This is a genomic window from Ignavibacteriota bacterium (assembly GCA_016707525.1).
In the GTDB taxonomy this organism is placed as follows: Bacteria; Bacteroidota; Ignavibacteria; order UBA10030; family UBA6906; genus JAGDMK01.
In genome coordinates this window covers 72579-89748 of sequence record JADJHP010000003.1, presented here as the reverse complement: position 1 = coordinate 89748, position 17170 = coordinate 72579, and the positions used below count along the sequence as shown (strand labels likewise).

Annotated in this window: 16 protein-coding genes; all 16 read left to right on the top strand. The window is 62.1% G+C overall.

The features are described 5' to 3' along the window. The first annotated feature begins 26 nt into the window (after window positions 1–26). Window positions 27–1919: an acetate--CoA ligase gene (gene acs / locus IPI01_06580; protein ID MBK7257459.1), complete on the top strand. Its 1893-nt coding sequence runs from the start codon at window positions 27–29 to the stop codon at window positions 1917–1919. 49 nt (window positions 1920–1968) lie between these two features. After that, window positions 1969–2799: a cytochrome c biogenesis protein CcsA gene (ccsA, locus tag IPI01_06575; protein MBK7257458.1), complete on the top strand. Its 831-nt coding sequence runs from the start codon at window positions 1969–1971 to the stop codon at window positions 2797–2799. Between the two features lie 18 nt (window positions 2800–2817). Next, a complete protein-coding gene (locus IPI01_06570) occupies window positions 2818–4101 on the top strand; it encodes a glutamyl-tRNA reductase (protein MBK7257457.1) in 1284 nt (427 codons plus the stop codon). After that, window positions 4091–5041 (top strand): hydroxymethylbilane synthase, encoded by a 951-nt coding sequence (hemC, locus tag IPI01_06565; GenBank protein ID MBK7257456.1) that lies wholly within the window; start codon window positions 4091–4093, stop codon window positions 5039–5041. Before IPI01_06570 ends, hemC begins: the two co-directional genes overlap by 11 nt. After that, window positions 5022–5819, top strand: a complete 798-nt coding sequence (locus tag IPI01_06560) for a uroporphyrinogen-III synthase (GenBank protein MBK7257455.1) — start codon at window positions 5022–5024, stop codon at window positions 5817–5819. The genes hemC and IPI01_06560 overlap by 20 nt, the downstream gene beginning before the upstream one ends. 33 nt (window positions 5820–5852) lie before the next feature. Further along, on the top strand, window positions 5853–6908 hold the full coding sequence (locus tag IPI01_06555; protein MBK7257454.1) for a uroporphyrinogen decarboxylase: 1056 nt from the start codon (window positions 5853–5855) through the stop codon (window positions 6906–6908). A gap of 3 nt (window positions 6909–6911) precedes the next feature. Further along, window positions 6912–7877, top strand: a complete 966-nt coding sequence (hemH, locus tag IPI01_06550; protein MBK7257453.1) for a ferrochelatase — start codon at window positions 6912–6914, stop codon at window positions 7875–7877. Then, the gene (hemG, locus tag IPI01_06545; protein MBK7257452.1) at window positions 7874–9256 is read left to right on the top strand and encodes a protoporphyrinogen oxidase; all 1383 of its coding nucleotides are present in this window, start codon (window positions 7874–7876) and stop codon (window positions 9254–9256) included. The genes hemH and hemG overlap by 4 nt, the downstream gene beginning before the upstream one ends. A gap of 79 nt (window positions 9257–9335) precedes the next feature. Further along, window positions 9336–10328, top strand: a complete 993-nt coding sequence (gene hemB, locus IPI01_06540) for a porphobilinogen synthase (protein ID MBK7257451.1) — start codon at window positions 9336–9338, stop codon at window positions 10326–10328. A 5-nt stretch (window positions 10329–10333) separates the two neighbouring features. Continuing rightward, entirely contained in the window at window positions 10334–11692 is a 1359-nt protein-coding gene (gene hemL / locus IPI01_06535; GenBank protein MBK7257450.1) for a glutamate-1-semialdehyde 2,1-aminomutase, read from the top strand. 236 nt (window positions 11693–11928) lie between these two features. Further along, window positions 11929–12705 carry a dienelactone hydrolase family protein gene (locus IPI01_06530; protein ID MBK7257449.1) on the top strand — a complete coding sequence of 259 codons (777 nt, stop codon included), beginning with the start codon at window positions 11929–11931 and terminating at the stop codon, window positions 12703–12705. Between the two features lie 203 nt (window positions 12706–12908). Further along, on the top strand, window positions 12909–13313 hold the full coding sequence (locus IPI01_06525; GenBank protein ID MBK7257448.1) for an Rrf2 family transcriptional regulator: 405 nt from the start codon (window positions 12909–12911) through the stop codon (window positions 13311–13313). A gap of 2 nt (window positions 13314–13315) precedes the next feature. Then, the gene (locus IPI01_06520) at window positions 13316–14524 is read left to right on the top strand and encodes a cysteine desulfurase (protein ID MBK7257447.1); all 1209 of its coding nucleotides are present in this window, start codon (window positions 13316–13318) and stop codon (window positions 14522–14524) included. Then, window positions 14493–14834 (top strand): hypothetical protein, encoded by a 342-nt coding sequence (locus IPI01_06515; GenBank protein MBK7257446.1) that lies wholly within the window; start codon window positions 14493–14495, stop codon window positions 14832–14834. The genes IPI01_06520 and IPI01_06515 overlap by 32 nt, the downstream gene beginning before the upstream one ends. A 30-nt stretch (window positions 14835–14864) precedes the next feature. Next, window positions 14865–16310 carry a Fe-S cluster assembly protein SufB gene (gene sufB / locus IPI01_06510; protein ID MBK7257445.1) on the top strand — a complete coding sequence of 482 codons (1446 nt, stop codon included), beginning with the start codon at window positions 14865–14867 and terminating at the stop codon, window positions 16308–16310. An 85-nt stretch (window positions 16311–16395) separates the two neighbouring features. Further along, window positions 16396–17163, top strand: coding sequence for a Fe-S cluster assembly ATPase SufC (sufC, locus tag IPI01_06505; protein MBK7257444.1), 768 nt, complete (start codon window positions 16396–16398; stop codon window positions 17161–17163). Window positions 17164–17170: the final 7 nt, after the last annotated feature.

Sequence of the window (17170 nt, the reverse complement as noted above, 5' to 3'; positions counted from 1 at the left end):
TCAACCCAACCACCCAGGAGAGCGTCATGCCAGACACACACATGTCCGGTGAAGTGTTCTATCCATCCGCTGACGTGGTCCGCCACGCGCATGTCCCTGACTGGAACAAGCTCGCGGCCGACGCCGAGCGCGATCTCGAAGGCTTCTGGGCGAAGGAGGCGAATGAACTGCACTGGTTCGAACACTGGGACAGGGTGCTCGACGACACCAATCCGCCGTTCTACAAATGGTTCACGGGTGGCAAGACGAACATCGTCTACAACTGTCTCGATCGCCACACCGAAACAGCCCGGCGCAACAAACTGGCACTCATGTGGGAAGGAGAGAACGGCGATTTCAAGTCGTTCAGCTACTTCGCGCTCCGTCGCGACACCTGCCGCTTTGCGAACGTGCTGCGGAGCCTGGGCGTGCAGAAGGGCGACCGTGTCACGCTGTACATGGGCCGCATCCCGGAACTCGTGATCGGTATGCTGGCATGTGCGCGTATCGGGGCGATCCACTCGGTGGTGTATGGCGGGTTCACGGTGGAAGCGCTCCACGAGCGCCTCGAGGACAGCCAGTCCAAGGTGCTGATCGTGTCGGACGGGTCCTACCAGCGCGGCAAGGTCGTGCCACTGAAGGCGATCGCCGATGAAGCACTCCAGCGTGCGGCAACGGTGGAAAGCGTGCTCGTGGTGAAGCGCACCGGTGAGCCGGTGAACATGGAATCCGGGCGCGACATGTGGTATCACGAGTTGATGGCGCTCCCGATCGCCGGCGGCGGTTGCCATATCGAAGTGATGGACGCCGAAGACCCGCTGTTCATGTTGTACACGTCAGGCACCACCGGCAAACCCAAGGCGATCCTCCACACGCATGGCGGGTACATGGTGGGGACATACACCACTCTCAAGTACGTCTTCGATATCCATGAGGAGGACAGGTATTGGTGTGCCGCGGATCCGGGATGGATCACGGGCCACAGCTACATCGTGTATGGCCCGCTGCTGAACGGCACCACGTCCTTCATGTATGAAGGAGCACCCACCTATCCGTATCCGAACAGGTGGTGGTCGATGGTGGAGAAGTACGGGATCAACATCCTGTATACGGCGCCCACGGCGATCCGCGGACTCATGCGATTCGGAGAGAACTGGCCGAACCGGCACGACCTGTCGTCGCTCCGCCTGCTGGGCTCCGTCGGTGAACCCATCAACCCCGAAGCGTGGAAATGGTACCACCGGGTGATCGGCAAGGGGAAATGTCCGATCATGGATACCTGGTGGCAGACGGAGACCGGGATGTTCATGATCACGCCGATGCCGTCTGTGGCGCTGAAGCCTGGTTCAGGCACGCGCCCGTTCCCCGGGGTGAAGATGGATATCGTGAATGAAGAGGGGACCCCGGTCGGTGCGAATGAGGAGGGGTTCCTGATCATCAAGACCCCGTGGCCGGCCATGATGCGGACGATCTACAAGGACCCCGAACGGTACAAAGCGCAATACTGGACCAAGTTCCCCGGCGTGTACATGACGGGCGACTCCGCGCGCCGTGACGAGGACGGATACTACTGGGTGATCGGCCGTGTGGACGATGTGATCAAGGTATCGGGGTACCGCCTGGGCACCGCCGAGATCGAGAGCGCGCTCGTGAGCCATCCGGCCGTCGCCGAAGCCGCAGCGATCGGGCTCCCCCATGAGGTGAAGGGGAATGCCATCCATACGTACGTCACGGTGAAGTCCGGCATCGAGAAGACGGACAAGCTGATCGATGAGTTGCGTGCACATGTGGCGCACGAGATGGGCCCCATCGCCAAGCCGGACAGCATTCAGTTCATGGATGTGCTGCCGAAGACGCGGAGCGGGAAGATCATGCGCCGCGTGTTGAAGGCGAGGGCACTCGGGCAGGATCCGAAGGACCTCACGACGCTGGAAGAGTGACCGGTCCGCGGTTTCATTTTCAATCGCCAAATACGTATATTTAAATACTATGGATGTCCGCCTTATCGTTGATGCCCTGCAGGTGCTCCTGCCGGTGCTGTACGCTGCACTCGTGGCCGTGTATGGCATCACGTTCTTCAGGAGTGCACCCGTGCTTGAGAGGATCAAGCATCCGGCGCTGATCGTGATCATCGTCCTCCACCTGGTGTTCCTGGGTGCGAGGACGGTGCTCTTCGACCATCCGCCGATCACGTCCTTGTTCGAGATCATGACGCTGCTCGCCGCCTCCATCGGCGGTGCGTACCTGTACCTCGAATTCCGTACGCGGGTGCACAATACAGGGTTGTTCGTCCTGACGCTGGCGTTCATCTTCCAGACGATCTCGTCGTTGTTCATCCGGGACCTCCTGGTGATCCCGGACTACCTGCACAGCCGGCTGCTCGGCTTCCATGTGTCCGCAGCGATCCTCGGGTACACCGCACTCTCCATCTCCGCGGTCTACGGCCTGTTGTATCTGATGCTGTATCACGAGATCAAGTCCAGCCGTTTCGGCATCGTCTACAGCCGGCTCCCGAACCTGGAGACCCTGGAGACGATGAGCCACCGTTCGGAGGCTTTCGGGTTCGTGATGCTGACCATCGCCATCCTTGTCGGGGTGGTCTGGCTGCCGATCGTCTTCAAGGATATCTCGTATTTCGATCCGAAACTCATCGGTACGATCGCGATCTGGTGCCTGTATGCCCTGGCCCTGACGGCAAAGCGCCGCGGAGGGTGGCAGGGGCGCAAGACGATGATCGTGTCGCTGGTCGGATTCCTGTTCGTGTTCATCTCCATGATGGTGATCAATCTCTTTCTCAGCAGCTTTCACACGTTTCACTAGACGGGCCGTGCGGGTAGGATGAATCTCTTTTCCATCGGTATCAGTCACCACACCGCCGCGGTGGAAGTGCGTGAACGGATGTGGCTCTCGACCGACGAAGCCCGGCAGGCTGTGACGCTGTTGAAGGAACGGTTCTTTGACGAGTGCATGCTGGTCTCCACCTGCAACCGCACGGAGCTGTATGGTGTCCCGCGCGACGCCTCTCTCCATCACACCGATGTGATCGCCACGCTCCTCGACCTCAAGCATGCCGATGGATCCGTGCGCCCCGAGCATTTCACCGCATGGCGTGACGGTGCCGTGCTGAACCACCTCTACAAGGTGGCGGCGGGCGTCGATTCGATGGTCATCGGCGATATCCAGATCCTGAATCAGGTCAAGGAAGCGTTCCAGCTCGCGCGCGATGCCGGCGCCCTGGGCCCCGTGATGAACCGGCTCATGCAGGCAAGCCTGCATGTGGGGAAACGGGTCCGCACCGAGACGTCGATCTGCGAGGGCGCGGTGTCGGTGAGCTATGCGGCCGTGGAACTTGCCAGCAAGATCTTCGCCGACCTCTCCCGGAAGTCGGTCCTGCTGATCGGTGCCGGCGAGACGGGCGAGCTGACACTGAAGCACATGGTAGGGAAGGGGATCGGGACCGTCCGTGTTGCTAACAGGACCCGTGCCCGCGCCGAGGCGCTTGTCGCCGAACTCGGCGGCGAAGTGGTGGACTACGAGCAGATGGCGGAGGGGCTCCGCGTCGCGGACATCGTCATCACGTCCGTGAACAGCCCGACCTACGTCGTCGGGCCGGAGGATGTCCAGAAGGTGATGCGCCGCCGCGGGAACAACCCGCTCTTCATCATTGACATCGGCGTGCCGCGCAACGTCGACCCGGCCGCACGTCGCATCGAGAACGTGTTCCTGTACGACATCGACGCGCTCAGCGCGATCGTGGACCGGAACCTGCAGAAGCGGACGGCGGAAATGCCCGCGGTCACGCGCATCGTGCGCGAGGAGATGGCGGAGTTCCTCCGGTGGCACAAGTCGCTGCAGGTCGCACCCACGATCCAGGATTTCCGTACCACCCTCGAAGCGATCCGTGCCGAGGAAGTGCACAAGAATATCAACAGGTTCACGCCTGAGGACCGCGAGCTGGTGGAGATGCTCACGAAACGCATCGTGAACAAGATCCTGCACCAACCGTTGACGACGCTGAAGCAAGGGGCGGAGAACGGAAGCCACGGGCCTGATACGCTGCAGCGCATCAAAGTGCTCCGTGAATTGTTCGGCCTGACAAAGAACGAATCACATGGCGACTGACATCATCCGCATCGGCAGCCGCGGGAGCGCCCTGGCGCTCTGGCAAGCCCACTGGGTACGCGACCGCCTCACGCAGACATTCCCGTCCACCAGCGTCGAGATCGTCATCATCAAGACGACCGGCGACCGGATCCTGGACGCACCCCTGTCGCGCATCGGCGACAAGGGCCTCTTCACGCGGGAGATCGAACGTGCCCTCCTCGATGGTGCCATCGATCTCGCGGTGCACAGCCTGAAGGACCTGCCCACACACCTGCCCGATGGGCTGGTGCTCGCCGCGGTCACCGAGCGCGAGGATGTGCGCGACGTGTTCCTTCCGCGCCCGAATGCCAAAGAACGGACGCTGACGGGCCAGCCGGCCGGTGCCGTGATCGCGACGGGCAGCCTGCGCCGCACATCACAGCTCCTGCATCGGCGCCCGGACCTCTCGGTCATCGATCTCCGTGGCAATCTGAATACACGGTATCAAAAACTCACCGGCTCCACCTGGGGCGGCATGATCCTCGCCCGCGCTGGTGTGGTGCGGTTGGGGTGGGCGGACCGGATCGGGGAGACGCTCGATCCGCACGTGATGCTGCCTGCCGTAGGGCAGGGGGCGCTCGGGATCGAGGTCCGGTCCAAAGACCGGAAGATCCGGAAAGTAGTGAAATGTCTGCATCATGAAGTGACCAGCCAGGCGACGACCGCGGAGCGGGCGTTGCTCCGTGCACTCGAAGGTGGCTGCCAGGTCCCCATCGGCACCTATGCCCGGATCGAAAAGGGCGAGCTCATCATGGACGCGATGGTCGGCTCGCTCGACGGGAAACAGGTGGTGCGGGGGTCTCAACACGCAGCACCGTCAGAAGCGGATGCCCTCGGGCGCTCGCTCGCGGATGATCTGCTGGCCCTCGGTGCCCGCGCTATCCTGGAAGCGATCCGGCATGAAGCGAACAACCCTTGATGGCCTGAGGGTCATCATCACGCGCCCGGAAGGCCAGGGCGCACGGACCGCGGAAGCGGTCAGCAGTGCCGGCGGGATCCCTGTGCTTCTGCCGATGATCCGTATCCTTCCGCCCGGGAGCTTCGTGGCGTGTGATGAAGCACTGCTGCATCGGACCGGGTATCACGGTATGGTGTTCGCCAGCACGAATGCCGTCCATGCATTTTTTCGGAGAGCGAAGGCGCTGGGCATACCCGCCAACGCGTGGCGGAATGTCGGGGCGTTTGCCGTCGGCCCGAAGACCGCCGATGCTCTGAACGACTACGGGATCACCGCCCGTGCGGTCCCCGCCGCCGCCACCGGTGCCGCACTCGGAGCATTGCTCGGATCCATGGATATCCGCGGGAAACGCTTCCTGCTTCCGCGGGGCGACCGCGGACGGGAAGAGATCGCCGATGCCCTCGCAGCGGCAGGAGCGGAGATCGTACCCGTCGTCGTGTATCGTACGGCGGGTCCCGATGCGGCCACTGCGTCGGCCTTGCGCGAGGTTCTCCGCCCGGCGACCCCCAAGGCGCTCCTCTTCGCGAGTCCTTCTGCCGTGGAGGAATGTTGCGGGATCTTTGCCGCCGGGGAGCTCGAACACTTCCTGCACGGCTGTGTGGTGGCGGTGATAGGGTCGACCACCGGTGCGGCGGCGGCCCGTTGCGGTGTGCCTGTGCACGGTATCGCCGCGACGCCGAGCGATGAGGGACTGGTCGAGGCGCTCGTGGCATACGTTGCCACCGCCGCCGGCAGGTAAAAAACGCTGTGCCCTTGTGAATAACGGGAACATATGGCTACTCTACAGAACGATCTTTTCCTCCGCGCATGCAGGCGCCAGCATGTTGAACGAACGCCGGTCTGGATGATGCGCCAGGCCGGGCGCTACCTGCCCCAGTACCGTGCCGTGCGAGCGAAGTCGGATTTCCTCACGATGGTGCGGACACCGGAACTGGCGGCCGAAGTGACCATCCAGCCCGTGGACCTCATCGGTGTCGATGCCGCGATCCTCTTTTCCGATATCCTCGTGATCCCGGAAGCGATGGGCATGCACCTGGTCATGGAAGAGGCCCGCGGCCCACGCTTCCCGATGCCCATCCGTTCGGCCGGCCAGGTGGATGCGTTGCCGGTGGTCGATCCCGACAGGGACCTCCGGTACGTCACCGATGCGGCGTCGCTCGTCAAGCGGCAACTCCAGGGGCGCGTGCCGCTGATCGGGTTCTCGGGGGCACCCTGGACACTGGCTGCATATATGGTCGAAGGTGGCGGGACGAAGAACTTCAGCGTGATCAAGAAGATGATGCTGGATGAGCCCGCGACACTCATGGCGTTGCTGGAGAAGCTCTCGGTCTCCGTGCGCAACTACCTCGAAGCACAGATCGCGGCAGGGGTCGACGCGGTACAGATCTTCGATACATGGGGCGGCATCCTCGCTCCTGACCATTTCAGGAAGTTCTCGCTCGAATGGATCGCAGACATCGTTGCCCGGATGCACCGCGGCGGCGTTCCGGTGATCGTCTTCTCGAAGGGGATCCATGGGACGCTGAAGGAACTTTCGACCATCGGGGCTGATGTCGTCGGCGTCGATTGGACGGTCGATATCGGTGAGGCGCGTGAGCTCGTCGGTGACCGTGTCGCGCTGCAGGGGAACCTGGACCCGGCGTACCTGTACGCCGCGCCCGAACGGATACGCCACGAGGTCGGATCGATCCTCAAGAAGTACGGCGATGGGCCCGGACACATCTTCAACCTGGGCCATGGCATCCTGCCGGATGTTCCTCCGGACCACGCCCGCGCGATGGTGCGCGCCGTCCAGGAATTGAGCCCGGCCTTCCACCGGCGGGGTTGAAGCATGACCCCGTCCACCCGCACCGCCATCGTTCTCCTTCAGCTCGGCGGACCCGATGCCCTCGGGGCCGTCGAGCCGTTCCTGTATAACCTCTTTTGCGATCCGGACATCATCGATCTGCCCCTCGCGTTCCTGTTCCGAAAGCCTCTCGCACGATTGATCTCTGGCAAGCGTGCCCCGAAAGTGCAGGAGTACTACCGGAACATCGGCGGACGATCGCCGATCCTCCGGCTGACCCAGCGTCAGGCCAATGCGCTTGCTGCCCGTACCGGGATGCCGGTGTATGTCGCGATGCGGTACTGGCATCCTATGACCGATGAAGCCATTGCACGCCTCATGAAGGATGGGATCGAACGCGTGGTGCTCCTGCCGCTCTACCCCCACTTTTCGAAGAGCACGACGGGCTCTGCCGTCAACGAGTGGAACCGGATCTGCGCCCGCGTGGGATATGCGCCAGAGGTCTCGGTGGTCGAGGAGTACTGCGAACATCCGCTCCTGATCCGGGCGCTGGTGAACAATATCGGGATCGCTCTCCGGCGCGTCCCGGAGGCGGACCGGAAGAATGTCCACATCGTGTTCAGCGCACACGGCACACCGATGAAACTTGTACGGGAGGGGGATCCGTATCAGGGACAGGTGGTGCGGACCTATGAAGCGGTGGTCCGGGAAGGGAAGTTCGGCATCCCCCATCACCTCTGCTATCAGAGCAAGGTGGGCCCGCAGAAATGGCTGGAGCCCTCGCTGCTGCAGACGTTGGACCGGCTGGCGGACGAAGGCGCCACGCACGTGATCGTTGTACCGGTGGCGTTCGTGTCCGACCACAGCGAAACGCTGTGGGAGATCAACATCGAAGTGCGGCGTCATGCGCGGTCGCGCGGGATCCAATACTATGACATGATGCCGGCACTCAATACCAATCCATCATTCATCGGTGCGCTGGCCGAACTGGCACAGGCGCAACTCACATGAGCACGAAACATGTTGTCGTCATCGGCGGGGGGATCTCCGGACTCACCGCAGCCTTCTGGCTGAAAGAGAACGGTGTGCCTGTCACCGTCCTGGAACGCGAGAGCGTTGCGGGCGGGACCATGCGTACGATGCAGGACGGCGGCTGGATGGTCGAGACCGGGCCGAATAGCGCGCTGGAGACCACTCCGGTCTTCGGCGAGATGTTCGGGATCCTCGGACTCACGCGCGACCGGCTGTATGCGGACGATGCATCCAACAACCGATACATCCTCCGCAACGGGCAGCTGCATGCTCTGCCCATGTCCCCGCCGGCTTTTCTGAGGTCGCGCCTGTGGACCGTTCCCGGGAAACTGCGGCTCCTGAAAGAACCGTTTGTGGGTCGCGCTGCCCGTGAGGAGACCATCGCCGAGTTCGTGGAACGCCGCCTGGGCCGGGAATTCCTGGACTATGCGATCAATCCCTTCGTAGCCGGGGTGTATGCCGGTAACCCCGAAGAGTTGAGCGTCCGGAGCGCCTTCCCGAAGCTCTACGCACTGGAAGAGAAGTATGGCGGGTTGATCCGTGGCATGATCGGCGGTGCGCGCGAGCGCAAGAAGCGCGCAGAGGTCGCGAAAGACCGCGCACGGATGTTCTCGTTCGTGCGGGGCATGCAGCAGTTCCCGGAAGCCATTGCGGATCGTCTCGGCATGGCGGTGCAATGCAACTGCACCGTCACCGCGATCGGCGTGCAGCCGTCTGCGCAGGGGAAGGGGCAGGGCTTTTCGATCGACTATACCTTGGGTGGAAGGGCCTCGCGCCTGGAGGCCTCGGATGTCGTGCTCGCGGTGCCGTCGTACACGGCAGCAGGATTGCTCCAGCCGCATGCAGCGGACCTCGCGCGTGCACTCCGGGGGATCTATTATCCCCCCGTGGCGGAAGTGTATCTCGGATACCGCACCGGCCAGTGCGGGCGCCCGCTGGATGGGTTCGGGTACCTCATCCCCGCGGTCGAGAAGCGGAATATCCTCGGGACGATCTGGTCCTCGGCTCTGTTCCCCGGCCGGGCGCCGGAGGGGCATTGTGCACTGACGACCTTTGTGGGAGGGTCGCGCCAGCCCGAACTCCTCGCGCAGACGGATGCGGAGATCCTCGCGATGGTGCGCTCGGAACTGGCCTCGATCATGGCAGTGCAGGGCGAGCCGGCGTATGCCCGGGTCATCCGGTGGGACCGTGCGATCCCCCAGTACAATCTGGGTCACGGGAAGATCATGACGATGGTGGACGCGCTGGAAGCCTCGCACCCCGGACTCGTGGTGTGCGCGAACTACCGTGGCGGCATTGCGGTAGGGGATTGTGTGCGGAACGGGCGGGATGTTGCCGAGAGGATCGTGAGAAGCTGATTCAGATATCTGAATTCAGATATCTGATATCTGCATTGCATTGTCATGGGAACTTCAAACGAGTTTATGGAGACCGATCATGTCGATATATGAGGGCAACTACCCGGTCAGCCGGTTGCGTCGCACCCGCATGAGTCCCGTGCTCCGCGCCATGGTGCGCGAAACGGAATTGTCGGTGAACGACTTCATCTATCCGCTCTTCGCGGTGCCCGGGACGAAAGTGAAGAAGGAGATCTCGTCCATGCCCGGCGTCTATCAGATGTCCGTGGATGAGATCGTGCGCGAATGTGTCGATGTGCACGCCCTGGGTATCCCTGCCGTCATCTTCTTCGGCATCCCGCCGAAGAAAGACGAGGTCGGGAGCGGTGCGTATGACGAACACGGGATCGTGCAGACTGCCCTCCGCGCTGTCAAGAAGGAGGTCCCGGAACTGTACCTCATCACGGATGTGTGCATGTGCGAGTACACATCGCATGGCCACTGCGGCATCGTGAAGGGCGATGAGATCGTGAACGACGCCTCGGTGGAGCTCCTGACGAAGGAAGCGCTCACCCATGCGCAGGCAGGGGCCGATATGGTCGCGCCGTCGGACATGTTCGATGGCCGGGTCGGTGCCATCCGCCGCGTCCTGGATGCCAACGGGTATACGAACCTTCCGATCATGTCGTATGCGGCAAAGTATGCCTCGGGCTTCTACGGCCCGTTCCGCGAAGCGGCAGAGAGCACGCCACAGTTCGGCGACCGGCGGTCGCATCAGATGGACCCCGCCAATGCCGACGAAGCTCTGCGGGAGGTGGCGCAGGATATCCGCGAGGGTGCGGATATCGTCATGGTGAAGCCCGCGCTGTCCTATCTCGACATCATCCGCCGCGTGAAGGATGAATTCCATATGCCCACTGCGGCATACAACGTCAGCGGTGAGTATTCGCTCATCAAGGCCGCGGCCGCGAAGGGCTGGGTGGATGGCGAACGGGTGATGATGGAGGTACTCACGAGCATCAAGCGCGCGGGTGCCGACATGATCCTGACGTACTTTGCAAAAGAAGCAGCGACGATCCTGAAAAAGAGATGACCTCCATGACCACGAAGACCTCCGACGCGCTGTTCGGCCGGGCGAAGATGGTGATCCCCGGTGGCGTCAATTCCCCCGTGCGCGCATTCGCATCGGTGGGCCGCAACCCGCTCTTCATTGCGAAGGCTGCCGGTTCACGCATCACCGATGTGGATGGGAACGAGTACATCGACTATGTCGGCTCCTGGGGGCCCATGATCCTCGGCCATGCCCACCCCCGCGTGATCGATGCGGTGCGGAAGGCCGCCCTGGAGGGGACCAGCTACGGCGCACCCACCGAGCTGGAGATCCGCATGGCGGAACTCATCATCAGCATCGTACCGTCGATCGAGATGGTGCGCATGGTGAATTCCGGCACGGAAGCGACAATGAGCGCGATCCGGCTTGCCCGCGCGTTCACCGGTCGGGAGAAGATCATCAAGTTCGAAGGGTGTTATCATGGCCACGGCGATGCGTTCCTGATCAAGGCAGGCTCCGGCGCAATGACGCTGGGGGTGCCGGACAGCCCCGGTGTGCCGGCGGGCGTTGCCAATGGCACCCTCACGGCAGCATATAATAGTCTGCCGTCCGTGCAGGCACTGGTGGATGCGAACCGCGGCGCGGTAGCGGCCATCATCGTCGAGCCCGTCGTGGGGAACATGGGATGCGTCCCCCCGCAGCCAGGGTTCCTCGAGGGCCTCAGGACGATCTGCACGAAGGAAGGGATCCTGCTCATTTTCGATGAAGTGATGACGGGCTTCCGTGTCGCCCGCGGCGGGGCTCAAGAGCTGTATGCGATCACACCCGACCTGACGACGCTCGGCAAGATCATCGGCGGAGGATTGCCGGTGGGTGCGTACGGCGGGCGAAAGGATATCATGTCGATGGTGGCTCCGGCCGGACCCATGTATCAGGCCGGCACGTTGTCAGGCAACCCGCTGGCGATGGCTGCAGGGTTCGAGACGCTCTCGATCATCCAGGAAGATGCGGCATTCTATACGCGGCTCGAGGCGAAGTCCGCACGCCTCGCCAGCGGCATGCAGAAGGTCCTTGACGATGGGAGATATCCGCTCGTACAGAACCGTGTCGGCGCGATGTTCACCACATTCTTTACGAAGGGGCCGGTGACGGACTACACCACGGCCGCGGTCGCAGACCGTGCGAAGTTCGGCGCGTTCTTCCGCGGGATGCTTGAGCGGGGGATCAACCTTGCGCCGTCGCAGTTCGAGGCCGGGTTCATGTCCATCGCGCATTCGGACGCGGACATCGACCGCAGCGGTGAGGACGTCGGAACGGTCGGACGCGGCGAAAGAGGTTCTGTCGTGGGGATCTGGGGGGCAGGTTCCCGGATCCCGGGTCACGCCGATCGTGGAGGGGTTGTGTAGGGGCGGTGCACCGCCCTCAGGGGCTGCGGATCCCGGTACGCCGATCGAGGTTTGTAGGGCGGTGCATGCACCGCCCGTACACAGGTATCCGATGATGCCGTGGCCAGATCTTGTAGGGGCGGTCCTGCTTGTGGGATCGCCCCCGCGCGTTTAGGTCTCGCGGGAACCTCTGTCCGTCCCACGCGGTTCTAATGGCGGTGCATGCATCGTGCCCCACACACCAACCGGGAGTTCCTATGAAGAGCTTCATTCTCGCCCTGCTCGCAGTCCTCATTGCCGTGCCTTCCTTCAGTGAAGTGAAAATGGAGAAGGTGACCTACAAACACGGCGATACCGTCCTTGAGGGGTTCATTGCCTATGACCCTGCGCTGAAGGGGCCGCGCCCCGGTGTGGTTTTGGTGCACGACTGGATGGGTGTCGGCGAGTACGTGCAGATGCGTGCGCGGCAGGTTGCGGAGATGGGCTATGTCGCGTTCGTGGCCGACATCTATGGGCAGGGCGTCCGGCCGGTGAATGTGCAGGAGGCTTCAAAGCAGGCAGGCATCTACCGGGGCGATCGTCCGCTCTTGCGTGCCCGGGCACAGGCGGCACTTGATCAGCTCACAGCGAACAAGAGAGTGGATGCGCAGAGGGTTGCGGCGATCGGGTACTGCTTTGGCGGCGGCACTGTCCTTGAACTTGCCCGCAGCGGCGCTCAGGTGCGTGGCGTGATCAGCTTCCACGGGAACCTCGATACCCCGAACCCCGACGATGCGAAACAGATCAAGGGGAGGGTTCTGGTTTTGCACGGTGCCGACGATCCGTACGTTCCGGGCCCGGCGGTGGAGGCGTTTCAGAAGGAAATGCGTGACGCCCATGTGGATTGGGAATTCACAGCATACGGGGGGGCGGTTCACGCGTTCAGTCAAAAGGGTGCCGGCGACGATCCTTCCAAAGGAGCCGCTTACAATGCTTCTGCCGATGCCCGTTCGTTCGATCGTATGAAGGCGCTCTTTACCGAGACCTTCAAATAGGCAGGATTGGGGGCGGTGCATGCACCGCCCTGGGGGCCCCCCGGGCCACCGCCCCGTCGATGGGGTATTGAAAAATACGATGAAAACCATTATCTTTTGATGGTTTCGGAACGAATATGCCCGTTCCGCTGTTATTATGGTACAGCGCCTGAAGGCGCATTTTTTCGGCAGGTAACTCGGACTGTATTGGTCGTATATCGAACATGGTCAGACTCTCAAAACGAGTAGAATATGGGCTCATCGCCATCCGCGATATCGCTGCGCGGTCGGGGGGTGACCTTGTGACCGCGAAGGAGATCTCCGACCGCTACGGCATTCCTTACGACCTCCTCGCGAAGGTTCTCCAGCGGCTCAGCAAAGCCGGACTCATCACCTCGCATCAGGGTGTCCGGGGCGGGTACGCCCTTGCCGTGGATCCACAGCTCGTACAGGTATCGTCGATCATCCACGCTATCGAGGGGACAAACCCCGTGATCGCGCAGTGTCTCTCCGACGGGCCCTCCAGTTGCGACGTGTTCAGCGTGTGCACGATCAAGTCGCCGCTCACAAAAGTGCAGGCGAACATCGAACGTGCCTTCCGCACCATGACACTTGCGGAGATCGTTTAGCCATGGCACATCCTATCTACCTCGACAATCAGGCCGCCACCCGCGTCGATCCGCGGGTCCTCGACGCCATGCTCCCATGGCTGACCGAACTCTACGGCAATGCCGCGAGCCGGAGTCATGCCTATGGACTCACCGCCTCTGCTGCGGTGAACATCGCACGTGGACAGGTGGCGGACCTCATCGGTGCGCACCCGGAAGAGATCATCTTCACGAGCGGGGCGACCGAGTCCGTGAATCTCGCGATCAAGGGTGCCGTTGAGGCTGCGTATCAACGCTCGGGTGGCGGGTCGCTGCATGTGGTCACCGCCGCTACGGAACACCGCGCCGTCCTCGATAGCTGCAAACGGCTCGAGCGGGCCGGCATCAGTGTCACGGTCCTGCCTGTCGACAAGAAGGGGAGAGTCTCGGTGAAGAGTCTTTCTGCCGCTCTGCAGCCCGACACCGTCCTTGCCAGCATCATGTGGGCGAACAACGAGATCGGGACCATTGCGCCGGTGGCAGAGATCGCCGCACTCTGTAATGACCAGGGCGTCCTGTTCCACTCCGATGCCACGCAGGCCGTCGGGATCCTTCCGGTGGATGTGAGCGAGATCCCGGTCGACCTCCTGTCCTTCAGCGCACACAAGATGTATGGCCCCCAGGGCGCGGGCGCGTTGTACGTTCGCCACCGGGTCCCGGCGATCCAGATCGCAGCACAGATCGATGGCGGCGGACATGAGCGGGGTCTCCGGTCCGGGACCTTGAATGTGCCGGCGATCGTCGGATTCGGCAAGGCCGCCGAGATCTGCATCGCCGAGCGTGCCACGGATGCGTGGCGCATCGGTGAGCTGCGGAACGCGCTCGTCGCCGGTCTCCGCGAGGCACTTCCGGGACTCAAAGAGAATGGCGATGTCACGAACCGGCTGCCCCACAATGCGAGCATCACGTTTCCGGGCATCCAGGCCGACCGTATCATGCGTGCCATGCCGGGCCTGGCGGTCTCGTCCGGTGCCGCGTGCAGTTCCGCTCAGCCCGGGCCCTCGCATGTCCTTCGCGCGCTCGGCCTGCCGGCCGCGGACGCTTCAGCCACGATCCGGTTCAGTCCGGGCCGATTCACAACGGATGACGATATCGCCTCAGCAGTGCACATAGTTGCGGAAACGATCCGTACACCACACCACGATGAACAACAGGACGCACATGAAGGCACGCGATCACATTCTCACGCATAGCGGGGATTTTCTTCCGTTCCTCCGGACCCGCGTTCCGGTGTTTCATCTGTCGAATGTCTTCTTTCGCGACATTCACTATGCGGTGATCGCGTTCGCCGCGGAACATCGTCTCCGCGTGGGGTATACCGAAGCGGAGGAGATCACCCACCGTTTGATCGAGCGGATGGAAAAGGACAAGCTGCTGCAGCCGATCGATCGCCAGACGTGGTCTGTGCACAAAGAGGATTTCCGGAAGCCAAGCACCAGGCCTGCGGCAGCGGCTGCACCTGCACCTGCGAAACCGGCCGCACCAGCACCACAGCCGGCCTGATCGGGCAGAGCATTTCAGCAACGAGGACACATGAGCACCGAACAATCGACCATCGAATCCCTTGCGAACCGCGAGTACAAGTACGGCTTCGTCACCGATATCGAGTCCGACGCCGCGCCGCGCGGATTGAGCGAGGATATCGTCCGGCTGATCTCCAGCAAGAAGGGTGAACCCGAATGGCTCCTGGAGTGGCGGCTGAAAGCATTCCGGCACTGGTTGACGATGAAAGAGCCGACGTGGGCCAACGTCTCCTATCCCGCGATCGACTACCAGGATATGATCTACTACTCCGCGCCCAAACAGAAGGTCGCACCCAAGAGCCTGGAAGAGATCGATCCGGAACTGCTGAAGACGTATGAGAAACTCGGCATCCCGTTGGCCGAGCGTGCGCGTCTCGCCGGCGTGGCCGTCGATGCGGTCTTCGACAGCGTTTCCGTCGCAACGACCTTCAAAGAGAAGCTCAATGAGCTGGGGATCATCTTCTGCTCGTTCTCGGAGGCCGTGCGCGAGCATCCCGATCTTGTGAAGAAATACCTCGGCTCGGTGGTCCCGGCGAACGACAACTTCTTCGCTGCACTCAACTCGGCGGTCTTCTCCGACGGCTCCTTCTGCTTCATCCCGAAGGGGGTCCGCTCGCCGATGGAGCTGTCGACCTACTTCCGCATCAACGCTGCGGATACGGGCCAGTTCGAACGGACCCTGATCGTGGCGGAGGCCGGCGCACATGTCAGCTATCTCGAGGGATGCACCGCGCCGATTCGCGATACGAACCAGCTGCACGCCGCGGTGGTGGAGCTCGTGGCCCTGGACAACGCGCAGATCAAATACTCCACGGTGCAGAATTGGTATCCGGGCGACAAGGATGGCAAAGGCGGGATCTACAATTTTGTGACGAAGCGCGGGAAGTGTCAGGGGGTGAATTCGAAGATCTCCTGGACGCAGGTCGAGACCGGCTCGGCCATCACCTGGAAGTATCCCGGTGTGCTGCTCATCGGCGACAACTCCGTGGGCGAGTTCTACTCGGTGGCCGTGGCGAATAATCGTCAGCAGGCCGATACCGGGACGAAGATGGTCCATATCGGGAAGAACACGAAGAGCACGATCGTCTCGAAGGGTATCTCGGCGGGGTACGGGCAGAATTCCTACCGCGGGCTTGTGGAGGTGAAGAAGGGCGCGGAGAATGCGCGCAATTTCTCGCAGTGCGATTCCCTTCTTCTGGGCGACAGGTGCGGGGCGCACACGTTCCCGTATATCGAGGTGCGCAACACGTCGTCGCGTGTGGAACACGAGGCATCGACCTCCAAGATCGGGGAAGACCAGATCTTCTATTGCAAGCAGCGCGGGCTGTCCGCCGAGGATGCCGTGAACATGATCGTGAACGGATTCTGCAAGGAGGTCTTCCGCGAACTGCCGATGGAATTCGCGGTGGAAGCGCAGAAGCTGCTGGGGGTGAGTTTGGAAGGAAGCGTCGGCTAACGCGGGGGAATAATTATCCATTATCCATGATCCATGGATAATGGATAATTCATTGAGAATTGAGGATCGACAATTGGAGAATTCAATGCTAAGCATCAAAGACCTTCACGCCGGCATCAACGGCAATGAGATCCTGAACGGCATTTCGCTCGAGGTGAAACCCGGCGAAGTGCATGCGATCATGGGACCGAACGGATCCGGCAAGAGTACTCTGGCAGGCGTGCTTGCCGGCAAGGAATCGTACGCCGTGTCCAAAGGGACGGTGACGTACATGGGCAAAGACCTGCTGGACATGGCCCCGGAGGAACGCGCCCGGGAGGGGATCTTCCTCGCGTTCCAGTATCCCGTGGAGATCCCGGGTGTGTCGAACTCCTACTTCCTCAAGGCGTCGCTCAATGCCGTTCGTAAGCACCGCGGACTCGAGGAGCTGGACGCGGTGGAGTTCCTGCAGCTGGTGAAGCAGAAGATGAAGATCGTGGAGCTCGACCAGTCGCTGTTGAACCGTCCGGTGAACGAAGGGTTCTCCGGCGGCGAGAAGAAGCGGAACGAGATCTTCCACATGGCAGTGCTTGAACCGCGCCTCGCCATCCTGGATGAGACCGATTCAGGATTGGACATCGATGCCCTGCGCATCGTGGCCGACGGCGTGAACAAGCTCCGGTCCAGGGATCGCTCCGTCATCGTCGTGACCCATTACCAGCGGCTTCTGGATTATATCATACCTGATTTCGTGCATGTGCTGATGGATGGACAGATCGTGAAATCGGGTACCAAAGAACTCGCACTCGAGCTGGAAGAGCGCGGGTATGACTGGATCAAGCCGCAGGCGGAACGCAGCGGCGCAGCGGTGTAAGGGATAG